This is a genomic window from Pseudomonas allii (assembly GCF_055380095.1).
Map to the genome: position 1 here is coordinate 3,068,945 of NZ_AP039450.1, position 19,622 is coordinate 3,088,566.

A 19,622-nucleotide genomic window follows, 5' to 3' on the forward strand; every position below is an offset into this window, starting at 1 on the left:
CAGCCGCTTTTATTCCAGCACTTCGGAGTGCTGTAGAAGCGACGTCCAAAGGCAGTGTCAGAAGACTGGGGCGCGTGCCCCAGTTTTAAGCGAGACCGCACTCTATGGCGCGGTTCTCAGTACCGTTTATTGCTCCCTGAACGTGCGCATCGCCTCCTGCTTGCTCACCACGTCGCCATACTTGCTGTCGATATCAAACAGGTTGGCTTCATGGGGGGCCGGGTGCCGGTCGCCGACGCATTCGCGCACGACGATGGTGCGAAACCCGTGTTGCACGGCATCCACCGCCGTGGCGCGGATGCAGCCGCTGGTGGAACAACCGGCCAGTACCACGGTGTCGACGCCCTGTGCATGCAGCATCGGCGCCAGGCTGCTGCCGAAGAACGCACTGGCGTACTGCTTGGTGATCACCACTTCATCGGCCTGGGGCAATACTTCGGGGCAGAACGCGGCCAGTGGGTTGCCTTCGACCATGTCTTTCATCACCGGGGCCTTCTTGACCCATATGCCTCCATCCAGGAAATGGCCGGGATGGTAGCGGATATTGGTGTGGACGACTGCAATCCCGTGCTGGCGCGCGCTGGCCAGCAGCTCCACGCTTTCAGCCACGGCCGTGACCACACCCGGCGCGAACAGCGGCGCGCCTTCGGTGGTGTAGCCCTGCATGAAGTCGATCATCAGCAGCGCGGCCTTTTTGCCAAAGCCGATGCGGTTGCCCCATACGCCCTGGTAGTTGGCGTCGGCGGATTGTTCGCTCATCTTCTCAACTCCTCATTCATGTTTGCTGTGGCGAGCGGGCTTGCCCCGCGTTGGGCTGCGAAGCGGCCCCAAAAAAAGCGGGAGCGCTACGCACTCCAACGCGGGGCAAGCCCGCTCGCCACAGAAGCCCGCTCGCCACAACAAGCCCGCTTGCCACACGTTAATAGGCGCCGGAGAGCAGGGCACCCGCACCAGGCACGATGGGCTCCAGGTCCAGGGCCTTGAGCATGGCGTAGGTGGTCGCGATAGCGGCGGTGAGCACCGGCTTGCCGGTTTGCGCCTCGACCTTGGCCACCACCGGCAGCGACTGCATCTGCACGCAGGCGGATAGCACGATCACGTCGACGCCTTCCAGGTTCATGCCGGCGACGATAGCCGGCAGGTTGGCCGGGTCGTGGCGGGCCACTTCAAGGTTGTCGGGGATCTCCAGGGCGCGCCAGTCCACCACGTCAAAACCTTCTTCGCGGATGTAGTTCACCACCAGTTCGGTCAGCGGCTTCATGTACGGCGCGACGATGGCAATGCGCTTGGCGCCCATCACTTTCAGGCCCTCGATCAAGGCGCCGGCGCTGGTGATGACCGGGGCGTTGGCGTCGTTGTCGGCCGTGGCCTTGCGCAGGCGTTGTTCGGAGTTGCGGTGATACCCCAGCCCCATGGCCATGATCGCCACCAGGCACGCGTAACCCAGCACGTCTACCTTGGCGTCGGACAGTTCGACGGCGCAACGGTCGGACTCGCCGTCCATGGCCGCCAGTTCTTCCTTGCGCACCTGCTTCATGCGCATGCGGCTGGAGTGAAAGGTAAAACGCTCGGGACGGATCGCCTGGCGCGCGGTGAGCATCGCCGGGATCTCGGTTTCCATGGTGGTGTTGGAGCTCGGCACGATCTGGCCGATGCGGTAAGGCTTCTGCATGGTGGTCTCCGTTTTTATTGTGTGAGGAAGTCGCCGAGGGCGTGGAAGAAACCGTCGAAGTCATCCCACGGAATCATGTGCCCGGCGTTGGGTACGTGGCCGACCTGGATGCGCGGTTGCAGGCCCTGGATTTCGGCAACGTCTTCGTCGAGGATCACCCCGCCGCGACCGGCCACCATCAGCAGGCCCGGGGCCTTGAGGTGGGGCAGGTCCTGGTGGAAATCCACGGTGTGGAAATCATTGAAGGCGCGCACGATGGCGGGCTCAAAACAGGTGTGCAGCCATTCGGCACGCAGTTGCAGTTGTTCGTCGGTCCAGGTGGCGCAGAAGGCGCGCATTGCCTCGGCGTCCATGCCAACCAGGGATTGGCGGATCGAATCCACGTACCACGGCAGTTTGCTCGGGTACTCACGCCGACCCGGGCCAGACACCGGCGGGTCGATCAGCACCACGCGCTTCACGCCCCGGGGATGCATGACCGCACTGCGCAAGGCAAAACGTGCGCCCATGGAATGGCCCATCAGGTGGTAGCTGTCCAGATTCAGCGCATCGGCAAAGGCACCGATGTCGTCGGCGCAGGTGTCCGCGCTGTAGTCGAGTTCGGGGCCGGTGGAAGACAGCCCGCGACCGCGCACGTCCAGCACATAGGTGTCGAACTGTGCGCCCAGGCGCTCCGCTACGAACCCCCAGGTGATCGCCGGGCTGGTGATGCCCGGGATCAGGATCAACGCCGGGCCTTTGCCGCCGTAACGCAAGTAATGCTGGCGAATGCCGTTGGCCTGCACGTTGCCGCCGTAGAGGAAGGTGCTCACGCGGCTACCCCCGATTTCAGTTCCTGGGCGTACAGGTCATAGCCGTAGACCCAGGCCGGGTCTTCCTGAGTGCGCAGCCAGGTGTTGGCGTTGGACACTGCCTGCACCCGGGAGGCACGTTCCTTGCGGTTGGCTTCGTACAGCTCGAAGGCGGTGCGGTAGTCGCTGATGCCGGTTTCCTGTAGGCAGCGGGTGAGCATGGCGGCGTCTTCGATGGCCATGCCAGCACCCTGGGCCATGTGCGGCTTCATTGGGTGGCAGGCGTCGCCGAGCAGTACCAGGCGACCCCGGCTCCACAGTGGCAGTGGGTTGCGGTTGCGCAGCGGCCATTTGGTCACGCTGTCGGTGGATTCGATCAAGGCTTGCACGGTGGGGTGGTAGCCCTTGAAGGCGTCAAACATCTCCTCGCGGCTGCTGTCGACGAACGCGCCCTGGAAGTCCCATTCGGGGTGGGGGACGCCGGTCACGTAGTAGTACTCGTCGCGCTTGCCGGTGGTGTAGTAGACCATCATGTGGCGGTCCTCGGTCCACCACTTGATGCAGTCTTCGAACTTGTGGTTGTACTTGGCGAGCTGGTCGCCACGGATCAGTGCGCGGTGCGCGACCCAGCCGCTGTACAGCGGTTTTTCCACGCCCAGCAGTTCTTCGCGGATCTTGGAATTGATGCCGTCGGCACCGATCACGATGTCAGCGTAGGTCACCTGGCCGTCAGCGAAGGTCAGGCGCACCTGGGTGTCGGTTTCTTCGAGGCTTTCCAAGCGTTTGTTGAAGTGCAGGGTGCCGGGCTTGAGGGTGGACATCTGCAGCGCATGCAGGTCGCCACGGTGCACGGTGATGTAGGAGGCGCCGTAGCCGGTGAGCGGGATGCGCGAGAGGTAGTCGCCGGTTTCGCCGCAACGGCTGAACCAGTGCTCGGGGTGCGAGCCCATCAAGTCCAGCTGCTTTTCGATGCCCATGCGACGGAAGATTTTCATGATGTTGGGGCCCATGTGGATCCCTGCGCCCAACCGGGAAAACTCCGGCGCCTGCTCATACACATCGACGTCGAAGCCGGCTTGCTGCAACAGGGTGGCAGCGGCGGCACCGCCGAGGCCGGCGCCGACGATGGCGATTTTTTGCGTGCTTCCCATGGGGCGTGTTCCTCTTTCGTTGTGATTGTTGGCGGTGACTGTCCGCAAGGTTTTTAAAGTGTATACGCTCATTTTTTGAAATGGGAAGCCTGTCTTGGCAAATTTATTTTCTGGCCATATTTATCCTGTGTAACGCTTTGTGGCTATAAAATACTGGTAATGTTTCGATAGGTAACGTTTTGGTGCGCCGCTTGCAGTCTGTTCGCAATTCGGGTCTTATCGTTATTAAATGGCGTATACGCTATAAAAATGCACTAGTCTGAAGCGCAGTGCCTGAACTTGGTGCAGGCCCACAGGAGACAGGAAAATGCCGGTAAGCGATTGCGAATTGACCCAGATGTTCGAGCACGTGTTGAAACTGTCCAAGGTCGACCCGACCCAGAGCGTCGCCGTGCTCAAGAGCCATTACTCGGACCCGCGCACCGTGCGTGCCGCGATGGACGCTGCGCAGCGCCTGGGGGCCAAGGTGTATGCGGTGGAGTTGCCTTCGTTCAACCATCCCAAGGCGATGGGCAACGACATGACCGCCTACTGCGGCGACACCGCGCTCACCGGCAATATCGCCGCGCAGCGCGCCCTGGAGGCGGCGGACCTGATCGTCGACACCATGATGCTGCTGCACTCGCCGGAGCAGGAGCAGATCCTCAAGACCGGCACGCGTATCCTGCTGGCCGTGGAGCCGCCGGAAGTGCTGGCGCGCATGCTGCCCACCGAGGAAGACAAGGTGCGGGTGCTGGCCGCCGAACAGCTGTTGAAGAAGGCGCGTTCGATCCACGTCAAATCCCGCGCCGGCAGTGATTTCCGTGCCGCCCTGGGGCAATACCCCTCCGTGACCGAGTACGGTTTTGCCGATGAACCGGGGCGCTGGGACCACTGGCCCAGCGGCTTCCTGTTTTCCTGGCCCAACGAAGAAACCGCCGAGGGCGTGCTGGTGCTGGACATTGGCGACATCCTGCTGCCCTTCAAGACCTACACCCGCGAGAAGATCACCCTGGAAATCGAGAAGGGCTTCATCACTAAAATCCATGGGGGGTTCGAGGCCGCATACCTGCGTGACTACATGAAGTACTTCGACGACCCCGAGGTATACGGCATCTCCCATATCGGCTGGGGCCTGCAACCACGGGCGCAGTGGACGGCCATGGGCCTGCACGACAAGAACGACGGCATGTGCATGGATGCGCGGGCGTTCTACGGTAATTTCCTGTTCTCCACCGGGCCGAACACCGAGGTGGGTGGGACACGCAAGACGCCGTGCCATATGGATATCCCGCTGCGCAATTGCGATGTGTACCTGGATGACGAAGCGGTGGTCATTGCCGGTGATGTTGTCGCCCCGACAGCTTCCCTGGCCCGCTGATTAACCCGTGTGGGAGGGGGCTTGCCCCCGATGGCGGAGGAGCAGCTGGAAATTAGCTTGCTGATACACCGCCATCGGGGGCAAGCCCCCTCCCACATGTAGACTACATTCGAGCATGAGAAACTTGAGTGCATCCAACAACGAAGCCATCATGCTTCCCCATCGCCAGCCATCCACCGAGCCCCGCCGTGCCTGATTCCTATGTCTTTTCTGAACAAGTTGGCCACCTGCTGCGCAAGGCCTACCAGCGCCACCTGGCGATCTTCCAGCAGAATGTCGGCGACTCCCAGCTCACCGCCGTGCAGTTCGTGACGCTGTGCGCACTGCGCGATCACGGTGCAAGTTCGTTGACTGAACTGGTCAAGGCTACCGCCGTGGACCAGGCGACCATCCGCGGGATCGTCGAGCGACTCAAGGCCAAGGCACTGATCAGCCTGGAACCGGACCCGCAGGACAAACGCAAAGTGGTGGTGGACCTGTCCCCGGCAGGCGCCGAACTGGTCGCCCAGACCGCGCCGCGTGCTGCGCAGATCAGTGAATTGACCATGAGCAATCTCAACCCGGCCGAACGGGTGGCGGTGCTGTTCCTGTTGCGCAAGATGATCGACGATCCCCAGGAGTAGTCCCTGCTGGCACCGATCTTGCTCTGAGTTCATGTAGTAACCACTTCACCAGTCAAGTGTGTCGCGAGGCCCCAGGTCCGCGACGCTTTTTTTTGACTGTTTCATGTAGTGAGTACTTCATCAACTGTTACGGGCGAAGCACATGATCAGCCAGCACATCACAGTAGCGCTTGAGGTCAACGGGCAAACACGCGAAGTCAGCGCCATGGCGGACACGCCGCTGTTGCTGGTGCTGCGCAATGACCTGGAACTCAATGGTCCCAAATATGGCTGTGGCCTGGGGGAGTGCGGTGCCTGCACCGTGATCATCGATGGGGTGGCGGCGCGTGCCTGTGTGTTTCCGTTGTCGGGGGCCGTGGGACGCGCGATTGTCACCCTCGAAGGCCTGGGCACGCGCCAGGCGCCGCACCCGGTGCAACAAGCCTTTATCGATGAGCAGGCCGCGCAATGTGGCTACTGCCTCAACGGCATGATCATGACCGCCAAGGCCTTGCTCGACCGTAACCCCAACCCCAGCGAAGCCCAAGTGCGCAACGAGCTGTCGGGCAACCTCTGCCGCTGCGGCACCCATATCGAAATCCTGCGCGCCGTGTTGCGTGCGGCCCGCCTGATGACCGTGGATTGATGACCATGCCGAACATTCCGCTTTCCCGTGACCAATGGCTGGCCAAGGCCGGCGTTTTGTTGATCGTCGATGAGGTGCTGCCACCTTCGGGGCCGGTGGCCAAGGGCGGCACGCCTACGGTCAAGCCCAAGGAGCTTGGGCTGTTTATTGCGGTCAACGATGACGGCCTGGTGTATGCGTTCAACGGCCATGTGGACCTGGGCACCGGCATCCGTACGTCGCTGGCGCAGATCGTGGCCGAGGAACTGGACCTGGCGATGGACCAGGTGCAGATGGTGCTTGGGGATACCGAGCGCGTGCCCAACCAGGGCGCGACCATTGCCAGCGCTACATTGCAGATATCGGCAGTCCCCCTGCGCAACGCGGCCGCCGAAGCCCGACGTTTTCTGTTGGCGCGGGCAGCGGGACGCTGGGGCGTGAGTACCGCCAGCCTGAACGTGGAGGCTGGCGTTATTCAGGCGCCGGATGGCCGCACCACCACCTATAGCGAACTGGTCAGCGGCCAGCACGACCAGCTGCGCATCAGCGGCGACGCGCCGCTAAAGGCCACTGAGGACTATCGCCTGGTGGGCAAGGGCGCCGCACGGGTGGATATCCCCGGCAAGGCCACCGGTGAACTGACCTACGTGCACGACATGCGCGTGCCAGGCATGCTTCATGGCCGGGTGATCCGCCCGCCCTATGCCGGGTTGGATTGCGGCGATTTTGTCGGCAACAGCCTGTTGAGCGTGGATGAGTCCTCCATCGCCCACGTTCCTGGCATCGTTGCGGTGGTGGTCATCCGCGATTTTGTCGGCGTGGTCGCGTTGCGTGAAGAGCAGGCGATCAAGGCCGCCAGCACCTTGCAGGTGCACTGGAAGCCCTGGAACCACGCCTTGCCGGACATGAGTGATGTCGAGCAGGCCATCCGCGACAACCCTCGCGTGCGCCGCACCGTGCTTGACCAGGGCCATGTCGATGAAGCCCTGGCCAACGCCAGCCAGCGCATGCCGCGCAGTTACCTGTGGCCGTACCAGATGCACGGCTCGATCGGCCCTTCCTGTGGCGTGGCGGATTACTCGCCGGCCGGCAGCCGGGTGTGGTCGGGCAGCCAGAACCCGCACCTGCTGCGCGCCGACCTGGCGTGGCTGCTGGAGTGTGATGAGGCGCTGATCGACGTGATCCGCATGGAAGCCGCCGGCTGTTATGGGCGCAATTGTGCGGATGATGTGTGTGCCGATGCCTTGCTGCTGTCCCGTGCAGTCGGCAAACCGGTGCGCGTGCAATTGACCCGCGAACAGGAACACCTGTGGGAGCCCAAGGGCACTGCGCAGTTGATGGATGTGGATGGCGGCCTCAACGCCGATGGCAGCATTGCCGCCTACGACTTTGAAACCAGTTACCCCTCCAACGGCGCGCCAACCCTGGCGTTGTTGCTGACCGGCCGCGTGGAACCGGTGGCGGCGATGTTCGAGATGGGCGACCGCACCTCGATCCCGCCCTACGACATCGACAACATGCGCGTGACCATCAACGACATGGCGCCCATCGTGCGTGCGTCGTGGATGCGCGGTGTGTCGGCGCTGCCCAACACCTTCGCCCACGAATCCTATATCGATGAATTGGCCTTCGCCGCCGGTGTCGACCCGGTGGAATACCGTCTGCGCTACCTCAAGGACGAACGCGCCATCGACCTGGTCAAATCCACCGCCGAGCGCGCCAACTGGACGCCGCGCACCGCGCCGATGCAAACCGCCAACGAGGACCACCTGCTGCGTGGTCGGGGCTTTGCCTACGCGCGCTACATCCACAGCAAGTTTCCTGGTTTCGGCGCGGCCTGGGCGGCATGGGTCGCGGACGTAGCCATCGACAAGCAGACCGGTGATGTGTCGGTGACCCGCGTGGTGATCGGCCATGACTCGGGGATGATGATCAACCCGGCTGGGGTGCAGCACCAGATCCACGGCAATGTGATCCAGTCCACCAGCCGTGTGCTGAAGGAGCGCGTGACCTTTGAGGAGTCGACGGTGGCGAGCAAGGAGTGGGGCGGCTATCCGATCCTGACCTTCCCTGAGGTACCGCAGATCGACGTGATGATGATGCCGCGCCAGGACCAGCCGCCGATGGGCGCCGGTGAGTCGGCCTCGGTGCCCAGCGCGGCGGCGATTGCCAATGCGATCTACGACGCCACCGGCATTCGGTTTCGTGAGCTGCCGATCACCCCGGAGCGGGTATTGGCGGCGCTGAATGCCGGCACCTTGGGCGAGCCGGACAAGTCGCCGGAGAAACGGCGCAAATGGTGGTTCGGCGCGTTGTTCGCCACCTTGGGCGCGGTGTTGGCGACGGCCTGGCCCTTCCACAATGAAATCGCACCGATTGCGCCGCCCAGCGCCGGCACCTGGTCCAAGGCCACCCTGGAACGTGGGCGCCTGCTCGCGGCAGTCGGTGATTGCGCGGTGTGCCATACGGCGCCGGGCGGTGCGACCAACGCCGGTGGGCTGGCGATGCAAACCCCCTTCGGCACGCTGTACAGCAGCAACATCACCCCGGACGTGAAGACCGGCATCGGTGCCTGGTCGTACCCGGCGTTCGAGCGCGCGATGCGCGATGGGATTGGCCGTGACGGGCGCAACCTGTACCCGGCGTTTCCCTACACGGCGTTCCGCAATATCAACGATGCGGACATGCAGGCGCTGTATGCCTACCTGATGTCCCAGGCGCCGGTGAGCCAGGCGCCGACGCCGAATGCCATGCGTTTTCCGTTCAATATCCGGCCGTTGATGGCGGGGTGGAACGCGTTGAACCTGCGACGTGGCGAAATCACCCCGCAGCCTGAGCGCGGCGAGCAATGGAATCGCGGCAATTACCTGGTCAATGGCCTGGGGCATTGTGGGGCCTGCCATTCGCCGCGCAACCTGATGGGGGCGGAGAAGGGTGGTAAGGCGTTCCTGGCGGGCGGCATGGTCGATGGCTGGGAGGCGCCAGCGTTGACAGGGCTGTCGAAGGCGCCGACGCCGTGGACCGAAGACCAATTGTTTACCTACCTGAGCACCGGCTATTCCGACGCCCACGGCGTGGCCGCAGGCCCGATGGGGCCGGTGGTGAGTGAATTGTCCAAGCTGCCCAAGGTGGATATCCGTGCGATGGCGGTGTACCTGGCGTCGCTCAATGGCGAAGCCGCAGCCGAGGCCCAGGTGGCGGCCGCCGTCAGCGTGCCAAATCCGAATGGCCGACGCGTATTTGAAGGTTCATGCAAGGCCTGCCATGCCGACGGCCTGGGACCGAAGCTGTTTGGGGTGAGCCCATCGCTGGCGACCAATACCAATGTGCACAGCGACCAGCCGGATAACCTGATCAAGGTGATTCTGCAAGGTATCAGCCACCCGGCGACCCAGGACCTGGGGTATATGCCGGGGTTCAAGGACAGTTTGTCGAACAGCCAGGTAGCGGATCTGGCAGCGTATCTGCGCGGGCAATTTGCGCCGAATGCGCCGCAGTGGAAGGGGCTGGAGCAGAAGGTAGCGCATCTGCGTGCCAACCCCGGCACCCATTGACGCAATGGGGTAAAACAGGTGGGAGGGGGCTTGCCCCCGATGGCGGTGGGTCAGCTAAACATAGGCTGGCTGATGTACCTGTATCGGGGGCAAGCCCCCTCCCACATTTTGATAGGGTGTTTACAGGGAGGGCGGGGTGACGCCACGTATCACCAAATCACTGATAAACCCCAGCCAATCCTGCTGCTGCCCTTTGCTTGCCAGGTCTTCACCGAGGAATGAGCTGAGGGTATGCCGGTTGGAGTTATAGAAGTAGCACAGCGAAGCAATCATCAAGTACACGTGCTTGAGGTCCACATCCTGGCGAAACACGCCCTGGGCCTGGCCGGCTTCGATGATCGGCTTCAAGACGCCCACGGCTTCCCCGGATAACCTGCGCATCTCGCCGGACTGCTGGGCATGTTTGCCCTGGTGCAGGTTCTCGATGCTCAGGATCGCCACGAATTCCGGGTGCTTGACGTAGTAATTCCAGATAAACGCCACCAGGTCGCGCAGGGCCTGCTCCGGTGCGTCCAGGTCCAGCTTGAGCTTGCTTTCGGCTTTGTTGAACTGCTCATAGATGTGTTCCAGCACGCAGACGAACAGGTGTTCCTTGCTGCCGAAATAGTAATAAAGCATGCGGTCGTTGGAGTCGGCCTCCTTGGAAATGGTGTCGACACGCCCGCCGGAATAACCGTCACGGGTGAACACCTTGACCGCCGCCTGGAGGATGCGCGCGCGGGTCTGGTCGGCTTGTTGGGCGCGAATGCCGGTCTTCTTGATCACCATGTCAGAGCGCCTTGCAGGACAGTCAGGGCGCGAAATATAGCATGGGCGTTTTCAGGTCCGTTCTGTGACCGACAAGTTCTGTAATAAAAACGCCATTGCGCTGGGGATTGAATCCGCAACGGGCTATTTTGGTGCGTCTCAATAACTAGAGTAGCCATGGATGAAATACCAACCTTTCAGCCGTACCTTGATTGCCACAGCCCTGGTGTTGACCGTCAGTGGTGTGCAAGCCGCTTCCCAGGCCCCGGTGGCCGGTGAAAACGGCATGGTGGTAACGGCCCAGCATTTGGCAACTCATGTGGGTGTAGACGTGCTCAAGGCCGGCGGTAATGCGGTCGACGCTGCCGTGGCCGTGGGCTATGCGCTGGCCGTGGTGTACCCGGCGGCGGGCAACCTGGGCGGCGGCGGTTTCATGACCGTGCAACTGGCGGACGGGCGCAAGACCTTCCTAGACTTCCGCGAAAAAGCCCCGTTGGCGGCCACCGCCGACATGTACCTGGACAAGGACGGCAATGTCATCGAAGGCCTCAGCTCCAAGGGCCACCTGGCTGTCGGCGTACCCGGCACCGTGTCGGGCATGGAACTGGCGCTGAGCAAATACGGCACCCTCAAGCGCGCCCAGGTCATCGCCCCGGCGATCAAGCTGGCGGAAAACGGCTTTGCGCTGGAGCAGGGCGACATTGATCTGCTGCACACCGCCACCGGCGAGTTTGAAAAAGACAAGGACATGCGCGCAATCTTCCTGCACAACGGCCAGCCGATGCAGGTCGGTCAGAAACTGGTGCAGAAAGACCTGGCCAAGACCCTCAAAGAAATCTCGGCCAAGGGCAGCGACGGTTTCTATAAAGGCTGGGTGGCCAAGGCGCTGGTGGATTCCAGCCAGGCCGGCAAGGGCATCATCACCCAGGCGGACCTCGACAAGTACAAGACCCGCGAACTGGCGCCCATCGAGTGCGACTACCGTGGCTACCACGTGGTCTCGGCACCGCCTCCCAGCTCGGGTGGCGTAGTGATCTGCCAGATCATGAACATCCTCGAAGGCTACCCGATGGCTGACCTGGGCTATCACTCGGCCCAGGGCCTGCACTACCAGATCGAAGCCATGCGCCACGCCTATGTGGACCGCAACAGCTACCTCGGCGACCCGGACTTCGTGAAGAACCCGATCGAGCACCTGCTGGACAAAAACTACGCGGCCAAACTGCGCGACGCCATCGAACCGCAGAAGGCCGGCGATTCCCAGGCGATCAAGCCGGGCGTGTCGCCCCATGAAGGCAACAACACCACTCACTACTCCATCGTCGACAAGTGGGGCAACGCGGTGTCGGTTACCTACACCCTCAACGACTGGTTCGGTGCGGGCGTAATGGCGAGCAAGACCGGGGTGATCCTCAACGATGAAATGGACGACTTCACCGTCAAGGTCGGCGTGCCGAACATGTACGGCCTGGTCCAGGGTGAAGCCAACGCCATCGCACCGGGCAAGGCGCCGCTGTCGTCGATGAGCCCGACCATCGTGACCAAGGATGGCAAGGCGGTGATGGTGGTGGGTACGCCAGGTGGCAGCCGCATCATTACCGCGACCTTGCTGACTATCCTGAATGTCATCGACTACAAGATGAATATCCAGGAAGCCGTGGACGCGCCGCGTTTCCACCAGCAATGGATGCCGGAAACCACTAACCTTGAGCGGTTTGCAGTGAGCCCGGACACCCAGAAGATCCTCGAAAGCTGGGGTCACAAGTTTGCCGGGCCGCAGGATGCCAACCACTTGGCGGCGATTTTGGTGGGTGCACCGTCGCTGGATGGCAAACCGGTGGGTAACAACCGCTTCTATGGGGCGAATGACCCGCGTCGCAATACGGGGCTGTCGTTGGGCTACTGAGGCGTGAGGTGGTGATGCAGGTGGGCCAGGGACAGCGCCAGGCTGTCGTGGGATAACTGGATGGCGGCGCCTTCGGCGCTGCCCTGGGCCACCGGTATCACTCGTTCGAACATGTGGTTTTCATAGGCCTGCACTGCGGATGAGCAGTCGGGTGTCTCCAGCAGGTGCTGCGCCAGTTCGGCCGCATCCAGCATCGCCGCGTTCACCCCTTCGCCGCCAAACGGCGACATCAGATGGGCCGCATCGCCGATCAGCGTCAACCCCTGGCGATGGGACCAGCGATGGCCGACGGGCAGGGCGTAGATCGGTCTCGCCAGTACCGTCTCGTTCGCCGCATCAAACAATGCCAATACCTGCGGGTGCCAGCCATGGAACTGGGCTTTCAGTGCGGGCAGGCTGAGGTGATCGGCTGCCCAGTCGGACGGTACACGGAAGATCGCATAGCCGCGCAAATGCGCGTTGGCGTTGCGCTGCACGATGATCGCCTTGGCTTCGCCGGCAACCTGCAGGGTGCCTCGGCCGACCAGTCCGGCGAGATGCGGGTGCTGACAGTCTGCATCGTCGATGCCGAATTCGATAAAGGTCAATCCGCTGTATTGCGGCTGATAGGTCGACAGCAGCGGGCGTATTTTCGACCAGGCGCCGTCGGCACCCACCACCAGGTCGAAGGGGCCGTGGGTGAGCGCGCCTTGATGAAGTGCCCAGCGTCCATCGCCGGTCGGACGCACGTCGGTGACGCTGACACCCCAGCTCACACAGTCTTGCGGCAGTGAATCCAGCAGCGCCTGGCGCAAGGCGGTGCGGTCGACTTCAGGGCGGTCGCCTGCGCCCGGGTTGGGGGCTTCGAACAACAAGCGACCGTGCTGATCCATCAAGCGCGAGCCTTGGTCTTCGTAACGGGCGATGCGTTTGAACGCGTCCTCCAGGCCGGCACGCTGCAAGGCGAGTTGGCCGGATTCGGCATGCAGGTCAAGCGTGCCACCTTGTGGGCGCTCCAACGGGCTACGTTCACGTTCAAACACGCTGGCAGTGACACCATGGCGATAAAGGATTCGCGCCAAGGTCAACCCGCCGGGGCCGGCGCCGACGATGGCGATGCGCAATGAGGTATTCATGGAATTGTCCTTGGCGATGTTTATAGGATCCTATACATTTAGTTCATAGGATCCTATGGAAAGTCAACGCCCTCATGAAGACGCAAACGCCTGCTCCAAACCCCATGCAACAGATCGGCATGGCGAACCGGGGGTTCATCCGCCTCTACGAAGGTCGCCTGAGAGCGCTGGGCTTTGCTATCGCGCAGATTCCGGTGCTGGTGGCACTCAAGCGCAGCGGGGGGTTGCCCCAGGCCGAACTGGTGCGCATCGCCCGTGTCGAGCAATCGAGCATGGCCCAGTTGCTGGGCCGTATGGAGCGTGACGGCATGATCGAACGGGTGGCTGACCCGGCTGACAAACGCAGCCGCTTGATTACCCTGACCGACGCGGCGCGCGAACGCATGCCCGCCGCCCGCGCGATCATGCTGCAAGGCAGCGCGCAGGCGCTGGAGGGGTTCAGTGAAGAGGAGGAGGCGACCTTGCTGGCGTTGCTGCTAAGGGTGAATGCCAACCTGGAGCGTGCCGGCGAGTAGCTGTTCAACCGCAGCAAATGCGCTGGCGCGGCGCTGTGCCCAATGACCACGAATCACCAGGGCGGGCTGCTGATGGTGCTCGATCCACTCCAGGCTGCCCTGGAAAAACGCTTGGCGATCCGCCAGCTCCGGCTGGCAGCGCTGGCCGTCGGCGGTCCATTCCACATCGTCCGGCGAGAGCAGTAGGTGCAGGTCGTAGTGGCGGGCCAGCAGTTCGCTGTCGAGCCAGGCGGGGTAGTCGCCGAACAGGGTCTGGCTCCAGAGCTTGTTGGTCAGCAAGTGCGTGTCGAGGATCAACAGCGCAGGCTGTTGGGCGCGGGCGGCGTCTTCCCAGGCCAGTTGACCACGGGCAATGGCCGGGATATCGGCCAGGGTGGTGTCGCGCTGATGGTGATCGATGAAATGGCGCACGTATTCACCGACCATCAACCCGCCGAAATGCGCCTGCAACTCTGCGGCCAGCCAGCTTTTGCCGCTGGATTCCGGGCCGGCCAGTACCACCACCTTCATGCGTGCAACGCCGGATCGGCGCGCCATTCACGCCAGCCTTGCACGGCGATCACGGTGAACAGTGCATAGAGCGCGGCGGTAAGGTACAGGCCTTTGTAGAGGAACAGCCCGACGAAGATCACATCCACTGCGATCCACAGTGGCCAGCACTGCACGCGTTTCTGCGCCATCCACATCTGCGCCACCAGGCTGAAGCCGGTGAGGGCGGCGTCCAGCCAGGGCTGGGCGGCATCGGTCCAGTGCGCCATGGCGGCGCCGAGCAACAGGCTGCCCACTGCGCCCACGGCCAGGCTGGCCATGATCGCCGGCACTCCCAGGCTGGTGACCTGTCGCCCTTGCTTGACTTCGCCGGCGCGGGTCCACTGCCACCACCCGTAGACCTGCAGCGCGGCGTAGACCACCTGCAAGAGCATGTCGGAATAGAGCTTCACATCGAAGAACACCCAGGTGTAGAGCAGCACCATGACCAGGCCGATGGGCCAGCACCAGGGGTTTTGCTTGACGGTCAGCCACACCGCGATCACCCCGAGGGCGGCGGCGAACAGTTCAAGCCCGGACATGGTGGTTCCTTGGGGGAGTGGGAGAGGGCGGGATTGTAACCAAAGAAGATTGGCGTAGGCATTATCTCTGTAGTGAGCGGGCTTGTTGTGGCGAGCGGGGCAAGCCCGCTCACCACAACAAACCCGCTCACCACAACAAGTGGGTTCGCTACAAGCAGCATCAGATTTTGAATTGGCGCAGCAGGCCGTCGAGCTGTTCACTCAGGCCACGCAACTGTCCACTCGCCACGCTCGACTGCTCCGCCGCCAGTGCCGTGCTGTGGGACAAGCCCGCCGCCTGGGTGACGTTCTGGTTGATGTCTTCCACCACATGGGCCTGTTGCAGCGTCGCGCTGGCAATCGAGGCGTTGAGGCCGTTGAGGTTGCGCAGCGCCTGGCCGATGGCGGTCAGGCTGGCCCCGGCCTGGCCGGCTTGTTCGATGGTCAGTTGCGAGGCGCTGTGGCTGTCGCTGATTACCTTGACCGCGGCTTCCGAGTGGCCTTGCAGGCGTTCGATCATGCCCTGGATCTCGGCGGTGGACTTTTGTGTGCGCTGGGCCAGCAGCCGCACTTCATCGGCCACCACCGCAAAGCCACGGCCTTGTTCGCCGGCGCGGGCTGCTTCAATCGCGGCGTTGAGGGCTAGGAGGTTGGTCTGGTCGGCGATGGAGCGGATCACTTCGAGCACGCTGCCGATCTGGGTGCTTTCGGCGGACAGGGTGCGGATCACCTCCACCGCCTGGCTGATGGTGCCGGAGAGCTGGTCGATCTGCTGCAGGCTGCCGTCGATATTGACCTGGCCTTGCTGCGCCTGGGCCTGGGCGTCGCGCATTTCGCTGGCGGCGTGTTCGGCGTTCTTGGCCACGTCCTGCACACCGTAGGTGACTTCGTTGATGGCGGTGGCCACCAGTTCCATCTGCTGGGATTGCTGCTGGCTGCGATCATGGGCCTGGGTCGCATTGGTGCCCAGTTCCTGGGACGACTGGCCCAGGGCGTTGGCGCATTCCTGCAACTGGCTGACCACCTGGCGCAGCTTGGCGGTGAAGCTGTTGAAGTGCCGGGCCAGTTGGGTGACTTCGTCCTGGCCGTGGGTGTCGAGGCTGCGGGTCAGGTCGCTTTCGCCGCTGGCGATATTGCCCATGGCGTTCACCGCGTCCTGCAACGGCCGCACGATGCTGCGGGCGATCAGCGCTACCAGCAACGCCATGAGCACCGCGATACCCAGGCCGATAAACGAGGCTTTCCACACCTGGCCGCTGAACTCGGCCTGCACATCGTCCACGTACACCCCGGAACCGATGATCCAGCCCCACGGCTCGAACAGTTGGATGTACGAGGTCTTGGCCACCGGCGCTTCGGCGCCCGGTTTCGGCCAGCGATAGTTGACGATGCCCGCGCCCTTGGCCTTGGCCAGGCTCACGAATTCGTTGAACACCGCAAACCCGTCGGGGTCGCGGATGGCCGAGAGGTTCTGGCCGTCGAGCTTGGGGTTGGCCGGATGCATGATCATCACGGGCGTGAGGTCGTTGATCCAGAAGTAGTCGTCATGGTCGTAGCGCAAGCCGCGCACGGCACTCAGGGCCTGTTTCTGGGCCGCTTCACGGGTCATCACGCCAGTGGTTTCGAGGCCGTGATAAAACGTCAGGATCCCGCTGGCGGTCTGGACCACGTGTTGGGTCTGTTGGCGCTTGGCCTGGTAAAGGTCGCCGTGGATCTGCTTGAGCATCAGCAAACCCAGGGCCAACAGCATCAGCACGGCGACTATCAGGATCAGCCAGAGACGCCGGCTGATCGACATATTGCGCAAACTGTTCATCGTCCTGTCACTCCGTGCTTTTTATAATTGTGGGCGTTGCATCGACTTTTCCGCCTTGTCTGATAGGCTTTCGGCCTGTATTCGGAAAACCTGAATACTGTCTGATTTTTCACAAGATTTTTGCGTGCCGGGGTTGAGAATCAGCCCCGGGTCTTGTCGTCAGTGAACCATTAAAAAGATCAACAAGGCTTGCCATAGAGCAAGACCTTTGGGGGAAGCATGGATTTTTGGACCGCCATACAGGCATTGATTCTTGGCGTTGTGGAGGGGCTGACCGAGTTCCTGCCGATTTCCAGCACGGGCCACCAGATCATCGTCGCCGACTTGATCGGCTTCGGTGGCGAGCGTTTCGAGGCCTTCAACATCATCATCCAGCTGGGTGCGATCCTCGCCGTGGTCTGGGAGTTTCGCCGCAAGATCCTCGACGTGGTCATCGGTTTGCCAAGCCAGCGCAATGCCCAGCGCTTTACGGTCAACCTGATCATTGCCGTGTTGCCGGCAGTGGTATTGGGGGTGATCTTCGCCGACCTGATCAAGCACTACCTGTTCAACCCGATCACCGTGGCGACCGCCCTGGTAGTAGGCGGCATCATCATGTTGTGGGCCGAGCGGCGCCAGCACCGGACCCATGCCGAGAGCGTCGACGAGATCACCTGGAAAGATGCGATCAAGATCGGCTTCGCCCAGTGCCTGGCCATGATCCCCGGCACGTCGCGCTCCGGTGCAACCATCATTGGCGGCCTGCTGTTCGGTCTGTCGCGCAAGACCGCGACCGAGTTTTCGTTCTTCCTGGCCATGCCGACCATGGTCGGTGCCGCGCTGTATTCGGGCTACAAGTACCGTGACCTGTTCCAGCCGGCGGATTTCCCGGTGTTCGCCATCGGCTTCGTGACCTCGTTCATCTTCGCGATGATTGCGGTCAAGGGCTTGCTCAAGTTCATCGCCAGCCACAGCTACGCGGCATTTGCCTGGTACCGGATTGCGTTCGGCCTGCTGATCCTGGCGACCTGGCAGTTCGGCTGGATCGACTGGACGGCGGTCAAGCCTTGAACATCCAATATCCGCGTTTGAAGGCAGCGATCTTTGCGCTGTTGTGCGCGCCGCCATTGATAGGGGCCGCGCTGGTCTGGTATCGCGGCGAGACGCTGATCCCGCTGGCGGCTTATGGCGTGGTCAGCGTGATCGCGTTTTTCCTGTACTGGAGCGACAAGCGCAAGGCGCAGACCGAGCGCTGGCGCACCCCGGAAAACATCCTGCACGCCGTGGAGCTGGCGGGCGGCTGGCCGGGAGCGTTGATTGCCCAGCAGGTGTTTCGCCACAAGACGCGCAAAGTGTCTTACCAGGTGCTGTTCTGGGTGATCGTGTTGCTGCATGAGGTGTTCTGGCTGGACCAGTTGTTCCTCGGCGGCACCTTGCTCTCAGTCCTCTAGCAGCAACCCGACCTGAGTGCGCTTGGGCAACTTGCTCACCACCAACTGGTGGGAGCGGTGCAACAAGCCGCGCAGTTCTTCGGCACCCAGCGGGTAGGGCGTGTTCATGATGACCCACTGCGCACGCGCCAGGTACGGCGCCGGGTGGATGCCCGGGCGGTCCACATGGCCGAGGAACAGTTCCTTGTCGACCTTGAACGCCAGCGAGTCACCACGCAGGTTTTGCAGGGCGAACATCTTGTTGCCGGCAATCGAGAACACCCGCACGCCGCCCCATTTGTAGTCTTCGCGCGCGCCGGGCAGTGCCAGGCAGAACGCCGCGACTTGTGCTTCGGTCATCTTCATAGCAAGCGGTCTCCACAGCCTTTGAAGCCTTCTTCAAGGTAGTCGATCCAGGCCCGGATCGCCGGCAGCACGCCGCGCCGATGCGGGTAGACCGCCTGTAGCCAACCGCCCGGCAACGACCATTCGGGCAGCAGTTGCACCAATCGGCCGTTCGCCAATTCCTCTTCGCAGTACATCATCGGCAGTACGGTAAAGCCCAGGCCCATGATGGCGCTGGCTTTGCGCACGATAAAGTCGTCGATACCCAGGCGGGCTTCCATCGCCAGGTCGTGAGCGTTGCCCTGAGGGTCGAGAATGCGTTGATGTACCAGGCGGTCCGCCTCCAGCGCACCGAGAATCGGCAACTGCTTGAGGTCGTCTAGGGTCGTGACCTGACGCCCGAGCATCAGCGCGGGGCTGGCCACCAGCACGGTCTGGGCCTGGCGCAGGCGTTTGGTCACCAACAGCGGGTCTTCATCGCCGAGTTCGCGCACGCGCAAGGCCACATCAATGCCTTCGGCCACCAGGTCGACGCGACGGTTGACCAGGGTCATCTCCAACTGCACCTGAGGGTGGGCGGCGAGGAAACCGGCGACCACCTCCGGCAGGATGTGCTGGGCCATGCCCACCGGGCAGCTCACCCTCAGTCGTCCACGGGGCTCGCTGGACATGCTGGCCACGGCCTCATCGGCCATTTCCGCCTCCAGCAGCATGGCCTGGCAATGGCGCAGGTAGCGCTCGCCAACGGCGGTGAGGGTAAGTTGGCGGGTGGTACGTTGCAGCAGGCGTGCGCCGAGGCGCTCTTCCAGCTCGGCGATGCGCCGCGACAGCCGCGACTTGGGAATCCCCAGCAGCCGGCCGGCGGCGGCGAAACCGCCGGCTTCGACGACTTTGGCGAAATAGTAGAGGTCGTTGAGGTCTTGCATGATCCGCCTCGGGGGGGAAACTGTAGGAGCGAGCTGGCT

The 19,622-nt window shown here is 62.6% G+C and carries 19 protein-coding genes; 8 read left to right on the forward strand and 11 right to left on the reverse strand.

The window, feature by feature from the left end; translation table 11 throughout:
* Positions 1–126 precede the first annotated feature (126 nt).
* The 4 genes from ACZ445_RS13700 to ACZ445_RS13715 all read right to left on the reverse strand — a co-directional run bounded on the left by ACZ445_RS13700 (position 127) and on the right by ACZ445_RS13715 (position 3,614).
* Complete coding sequence (locus ACZ445_RS13700) at positions 127–759, reverse strand: N-carbamoylsarcosine amidohydrolase (RefSeq protein WP_179040941.1); 633 nt, start codon at positions 757–759, stop codon at positions 127–129.
* Between the two features lie 160 nt (positions 760–919).
* Positions 920–1,672, reverse strand: coding sequence for a maleate cis-trans isomerase family protein (locus ACZ445_RS13705; protein ID WP_016977977.1), 753 nt, complete (start codon positions 1,670–1,672; stop codon positions 920–922).
* A gap of 14 nt (positions 1,673–1,686) precedes the next feature.
* Positions 1,687–2,484 (reverse strand): alpha/beta fold hydrolase, encoded by a 798-nt coding sequence (locus ACZ445_RS13710; RefSeq protein ID WP_310863111.1) that lies wholly within the window; start codon positions 2,482–2,484, stop codon positions 1,687–1,689.
* Positions 2,481–3,614 (reverse strand): FAD-dependent monooxygenase, encoded by a 1,134-nt coding sequence (locus ACZ445_RS13715; protein WP_179029500.1) that lies wholly within the window; start codon positions 3,612–3,614, stop codon positions 2,481–2,483. The genes ACZ445_RS13710 and ACZ445_RS13715 overlap by 4 nt, the downstream gene beginning before the upstream one ends.
* 307 nt (positions 3,615–3,921) lie before the next feature.
* Between ACZ445_RS13715 and ACZ445_RS13720 the strand changes: the two genes are divergently transcribed.
* The 4 genes from ACZ445_RS13720 to ACZ445_RS13735 all read left to right on the forward strand — a co-directional run bounded on the left by ACZ445_RS13720 (position 3,922) and on the right by ACZ445_RS13735 (position 9,755).
* On the forward strand, positions 3,922–4,974 hold the full coding sequence (locus tag ACZ445_RS13720; RefSeq protein WP_179040744.1) for a 2,5-dihydroxypyridine 5,6-dioxygenase: 1,053 nt from the start codon (positions 3,922–3,924) through the stop codon (positions 4,972–4,974).
* A gap of 188 nt (positions 4,975–5,162) precedes the next feature.
* Positions 5,163–5,597 (forward strand): MarR family winged helix-turn-helix transcriptional regulator, encoded by a 435-nt coding sequence (locus tag ACZ445_RS13725; RefSeq protein ID WP_179040838.1) that lies wholly within the window; start codon positions 5,163–5,165, stop codon positions 5,595–5,597.
* 142 nt (positions 5,598–5,739) lie between these two features.
* A complete protein-coding gene (locus ACZ445_RS13730) occupies positions 5,740–6,222 on the forward strand; it encodes a (2Fe-2S)-binding protein (RefSeq protein WP_058426138.1) in 483 nt (160 codons plus the stop codon).
* Positions 6,222–9,755, forward strand: a complete 3,534-nt coding sequence (locus ACZ445_RS13735; RefSeq protein WP_464708459.1) for a molybdopterin cofactor-binding domain-containing protein — start codon at positions 6,222–6,224, stop codon at positions 9,753–9,755. The genes ACZ445_RS13730 and ACZ445_RS13735 overlap by 1 nt, the downstream gene beginning before the upstream one ends.
* Before the next feature lie 120 nt (positions 9,756–9,875).
* On the opposite strand, the gene ACZ445_RS13740 is transcribed toward ACZ445_RS13735, so the two are convergent.
* The gene (locus ACZ445_RS13740; protein ID WP_179028656.1) at positions 9,876–10,523 is read right to left on the reverse strand and encodes a TetR/AcrR family transcriptional regulator; all 648 of its coding nucleotides are present in this window, start codon (positions 10,521–10,523) and stop codon (positions 9,876–9,878) included.
* 160 nt (positions 10,524–10,683) lie between these two features.
* On the opposite strand from ACZ445_RS13740, the gene ggt reads away from it, so the two are divergent.
* Positions 10,684–12,408 (forward strand): gamma-glutamyltransferase, encoded by a 1,725-nt coding sequence (ggt, locus tag ACZ445_RS13745; RefSeq protein WP_464708460.1) that lies wholly within the window; start codon positions 10,684–10,686, stop codon positions 12,406–12,408.
* On the opposite strand, the gene ACZ445_RS13750 is transcribed toward ggt, so the two are convergent.
* Positions 12,402–13,523 carry an FAD-dependent oxidoreductase gene (locus ACZ445_RS13750; protein WP_310863106.1) on the reverse strand — a complete coding sequence of 374 codons (1,122 nt, stop codon included), beginning with the start codon at positions 13,521–13,523 and terminating at the stop codon, positions 12,402–12,404. The genes ggt and ACZ445_RS13750 overlap by 7 nt on opposite strands.
* 74 nt (positions 13,524–13,597) lie before the next feature.
* On the opposite strand from ACZ445_RS13750, the gene ACZ445_RS13755 reads away from it, so the two are divergent.
* Positions 13,598–14,038 carry a MarR family winged helix-turn-helix transcriptional regulator gene (locus ACZ445_RS13755; protein WP_464708462.1) on the forward strand — a complete coding sequence of 147 codons (441 nt, stop codon included), beginning with the start codon at positions 13,598–13,600 and terminating at the stop codon, positions 14,036–14,038.
* Here the strand turns inward: ACZ445_RS13755 and ACZ445_RS13760 are convergent.
* From ACZ445_RS13760 to ACZ445_RS13770, 3 genes are all read right to left on the reverse strand, one after another.
* Positions 14,000–14,548: an AAA family ATPase gene (locus ACZ445_RS13760; RefSeq protein ID WP_464708610.1), complete on the reverse strand. Its 549-nt coding sequence runs from the start codon at positions 14,546–14,548 to the stop codon at positions 14,000–14,002. The genes ACZ445_RS13755 and ACZ445_RS13760 overlap by 39 nt on opposite strands.
* Positions 14,545–15,108, reverse strand: coding sequence for a nicotinamide riboside transporter PnuC (gene pnuC, locus ACZ445_RS13765; protein ID WP_010210641.1), 564 nt, complete (start codon positions 15,106–15,108; stop codon positions 14,545–14,547). The genes ACZ445_RS13760 and pnuC overlap by 4 nt, the downstream gene beginning before the upstream one ends.
* 160 nt (positions 15,109–15,268) lie before the next feature.
* Positions 15,269–16,903 carry a methyl-accepting chemotaxis protein gene (locus ACZ445_RS13770; protein WP_058426145.1) on the reverse strand — a complete coding sequence of 545 codons (1,635 nt, stop codon included), beginning with the start codon at positions 16,901–16,903 and terminating at the stop codon, positions 15,269–15,271.
* A gap of 219 nt (positions 16,904–17,122) precedes the next feature.
* Here ACZ445_RS13770 and ACZ445_RS13775 point away from each other — a divergent pair, with 219 nt between their 5' ends.
* Positions 17,123–17,953 (forward strand): undecaprenyl-diphosphate phosphatase, encoded by an 831-nt coding sequence (locus tag ACZ445_RS13775; protein ID WP_071495794.1) that lies wholly within the window; start codon positions 17,123–17,125, stop codon positions 17,951–17,953.
* The gene (locus ACZ445_RS13780; RefSeq protein WP_058426147.1) at positions 17,950–18,333 is read left to right on the forward strand and encodes a DUF1294 domain-containing protein; all 384 of its coding nucleotides are present in this window, start codon (positions 17,950–17,952) and stop codon (positions 18,331–18,333) included. Before ACZ445_RS13775 ends, ACZ445_RS13780 begins: the two co-directional genes overlap by 4 nt.
* Here the strand turns inward: ACZ445_RS13780 and ACZ445_RS13785 are convergent.
* Together ACZ445_RS13785 and ACZ445_RS13790 are read right to left on the reverse strand one after the other, a co-directional pair.
* On the reverse strand, positions 18,322–18,678 hold the full coding sequence (locus ACZ445_RS13785; protein WP_179028651.1) for an MmcQ/YjbR family DNA-binding protein: 357 nt from the start codon (positions 18,676–18,678) through the stop codon (positions 18,322–18,324). The genes ACZ445_RS13780 and ACZ445_RS13785 overlap by 12 nt on opposite strands.
* Positions 18,675–19,583 (reverse strand): LysR substrate-binding domain-containing protein, encoded by a 909-nt coding sequence (locus tag ACZ445_RS13790; RefSeq protein WP_179028650.1) that lies wholly within the window; start codon positions 19,581–19,583, stop codon positions 18,675–18,677. Before ACZ445_RS13790 ends, ACZ445_RS13785 begins: the two co-directional genes overlap by 4 nt.
* Between the last annotated feature and the right edge of the window lie 39 nt (positions 19,584–19,622).

Excerpts from the sequence above, each read along its gene's own strand:
- ACZ445_RS13700 (WP_179040941.1), bottom strand. The coding sequence starts at position 759 with ATGAGCGAACAATCCGCCGACGCCAACTACCAGGGCGTATGGGGCAAC.
- ACZ445_RS13705 (WP_016977977.1), bottom strand. The coding sequence starts at position 1,672 with ATGCAGAAGCCTTACCGCATCGGCCAGATCGTGCCGAGCTCCAACACC.
- ACZ445_RS13715 (WP_179029500.1), bottom strand. The coding sequence starts at position 3,614 with ATGGGAAGCACGCAAAAAATCGCCATCGTCGGCGCCGGCCTCGGCGGT.
- ACZ445_RS13720 (WP_179040744.1), top strand. The coding sequence starts at position 3,922 with ATGCCGGTAAGCGATTGCGAATTGACCCAGATGTTCGAGCACGTGTTG.
- ACZ445_RS13730 (WP_058426138.1), top strand. The coding sequence starts at position 5,740 with ATGATCAGCCAGCACATCACAGTAGCGCTTGAGGTCAACGGGCAAACA.
- ACZ445_RS13735 (WP_464708459.1), top strand. The coding sequence starts at position 6,222 with ATGACCATGCCGAACATTCCGCTTTCCCGTGACCAATGGCTGGCCAAG.
- ACZ445_RS13740 (WP_179028656.1), bottom strand. The coding sequence starts at position 10,523 with ATGGTGATCAAGAAGACCGGCATTCGCGCCCAACAAGCCGACCAGACC.
- ggt (WP_464708460.1), top strand. The coding sequence starts at position 10,684 with ATGAAATACCAACCTTTCAGCCGTACCTTGATTGCCACAGCCCTGGTG.
- ACZ445_RS13750 (WP_310863106.1), bottom strand. The coding sequence starts at position 13,523 with ATGAATACCTCATTGCGCATCGCCATCGTCGGCGCCGGCCCCGGCGGG.
- ACZ445_RS13755 (WP_464708462.1), top strand. The coding sequence starts at position 13,598 with ATGAAGACGCAAACGCCTGCTCCAAACCCCATGCAACAGATCGGCATG.
- ACZ445_RS13760 (WP_464708610.1), bottom strand. The coding sequence starts at position 14,548 with ATGAAGGTGGTGGTACTGGCCGGCCCGGAATCCAGCGGCAAAAGCTGG.
- pnuC (WP_010210641.1), bottom strand. The coding sequence starts at position 15,108 with ATGTCCGGGCTTGAACTGTTCGCCGCCGCCCTCGGGGTGATCGCGGTG.
- ACZ445_RS13770 (WP_058426145.1), bottom strand. The coding sequence starts at position 16,903 with ATGAACAGTTTGCGCAATATGTCGATCAGCCGGCGTCTCTGGCTGATC.
- ACZ445_RS13775 (WP_071495794.1), top strand. The coding sequence starts at position 17,123 with ATGGATTTTTGGACCGCCATACAGGCATTGATTCTTGGCGTTGTGGAG.
- ACZ445_RS13785 (WP_179028651.1), bottom strand. The coding sequence starts at position 18,678 with ATGAAGATGACCGAAGCACAAGTCGCGGCGTTCTGCCTGGCACTGCCC.
- ACZ445_RS13790 (WP_179028650.1), bottom strand. The coding sequence starts at position 19,583 with ATGCAAGACCTCAACGACCTCTACTATTTCGCCAAAGTCGTCGAAGCC.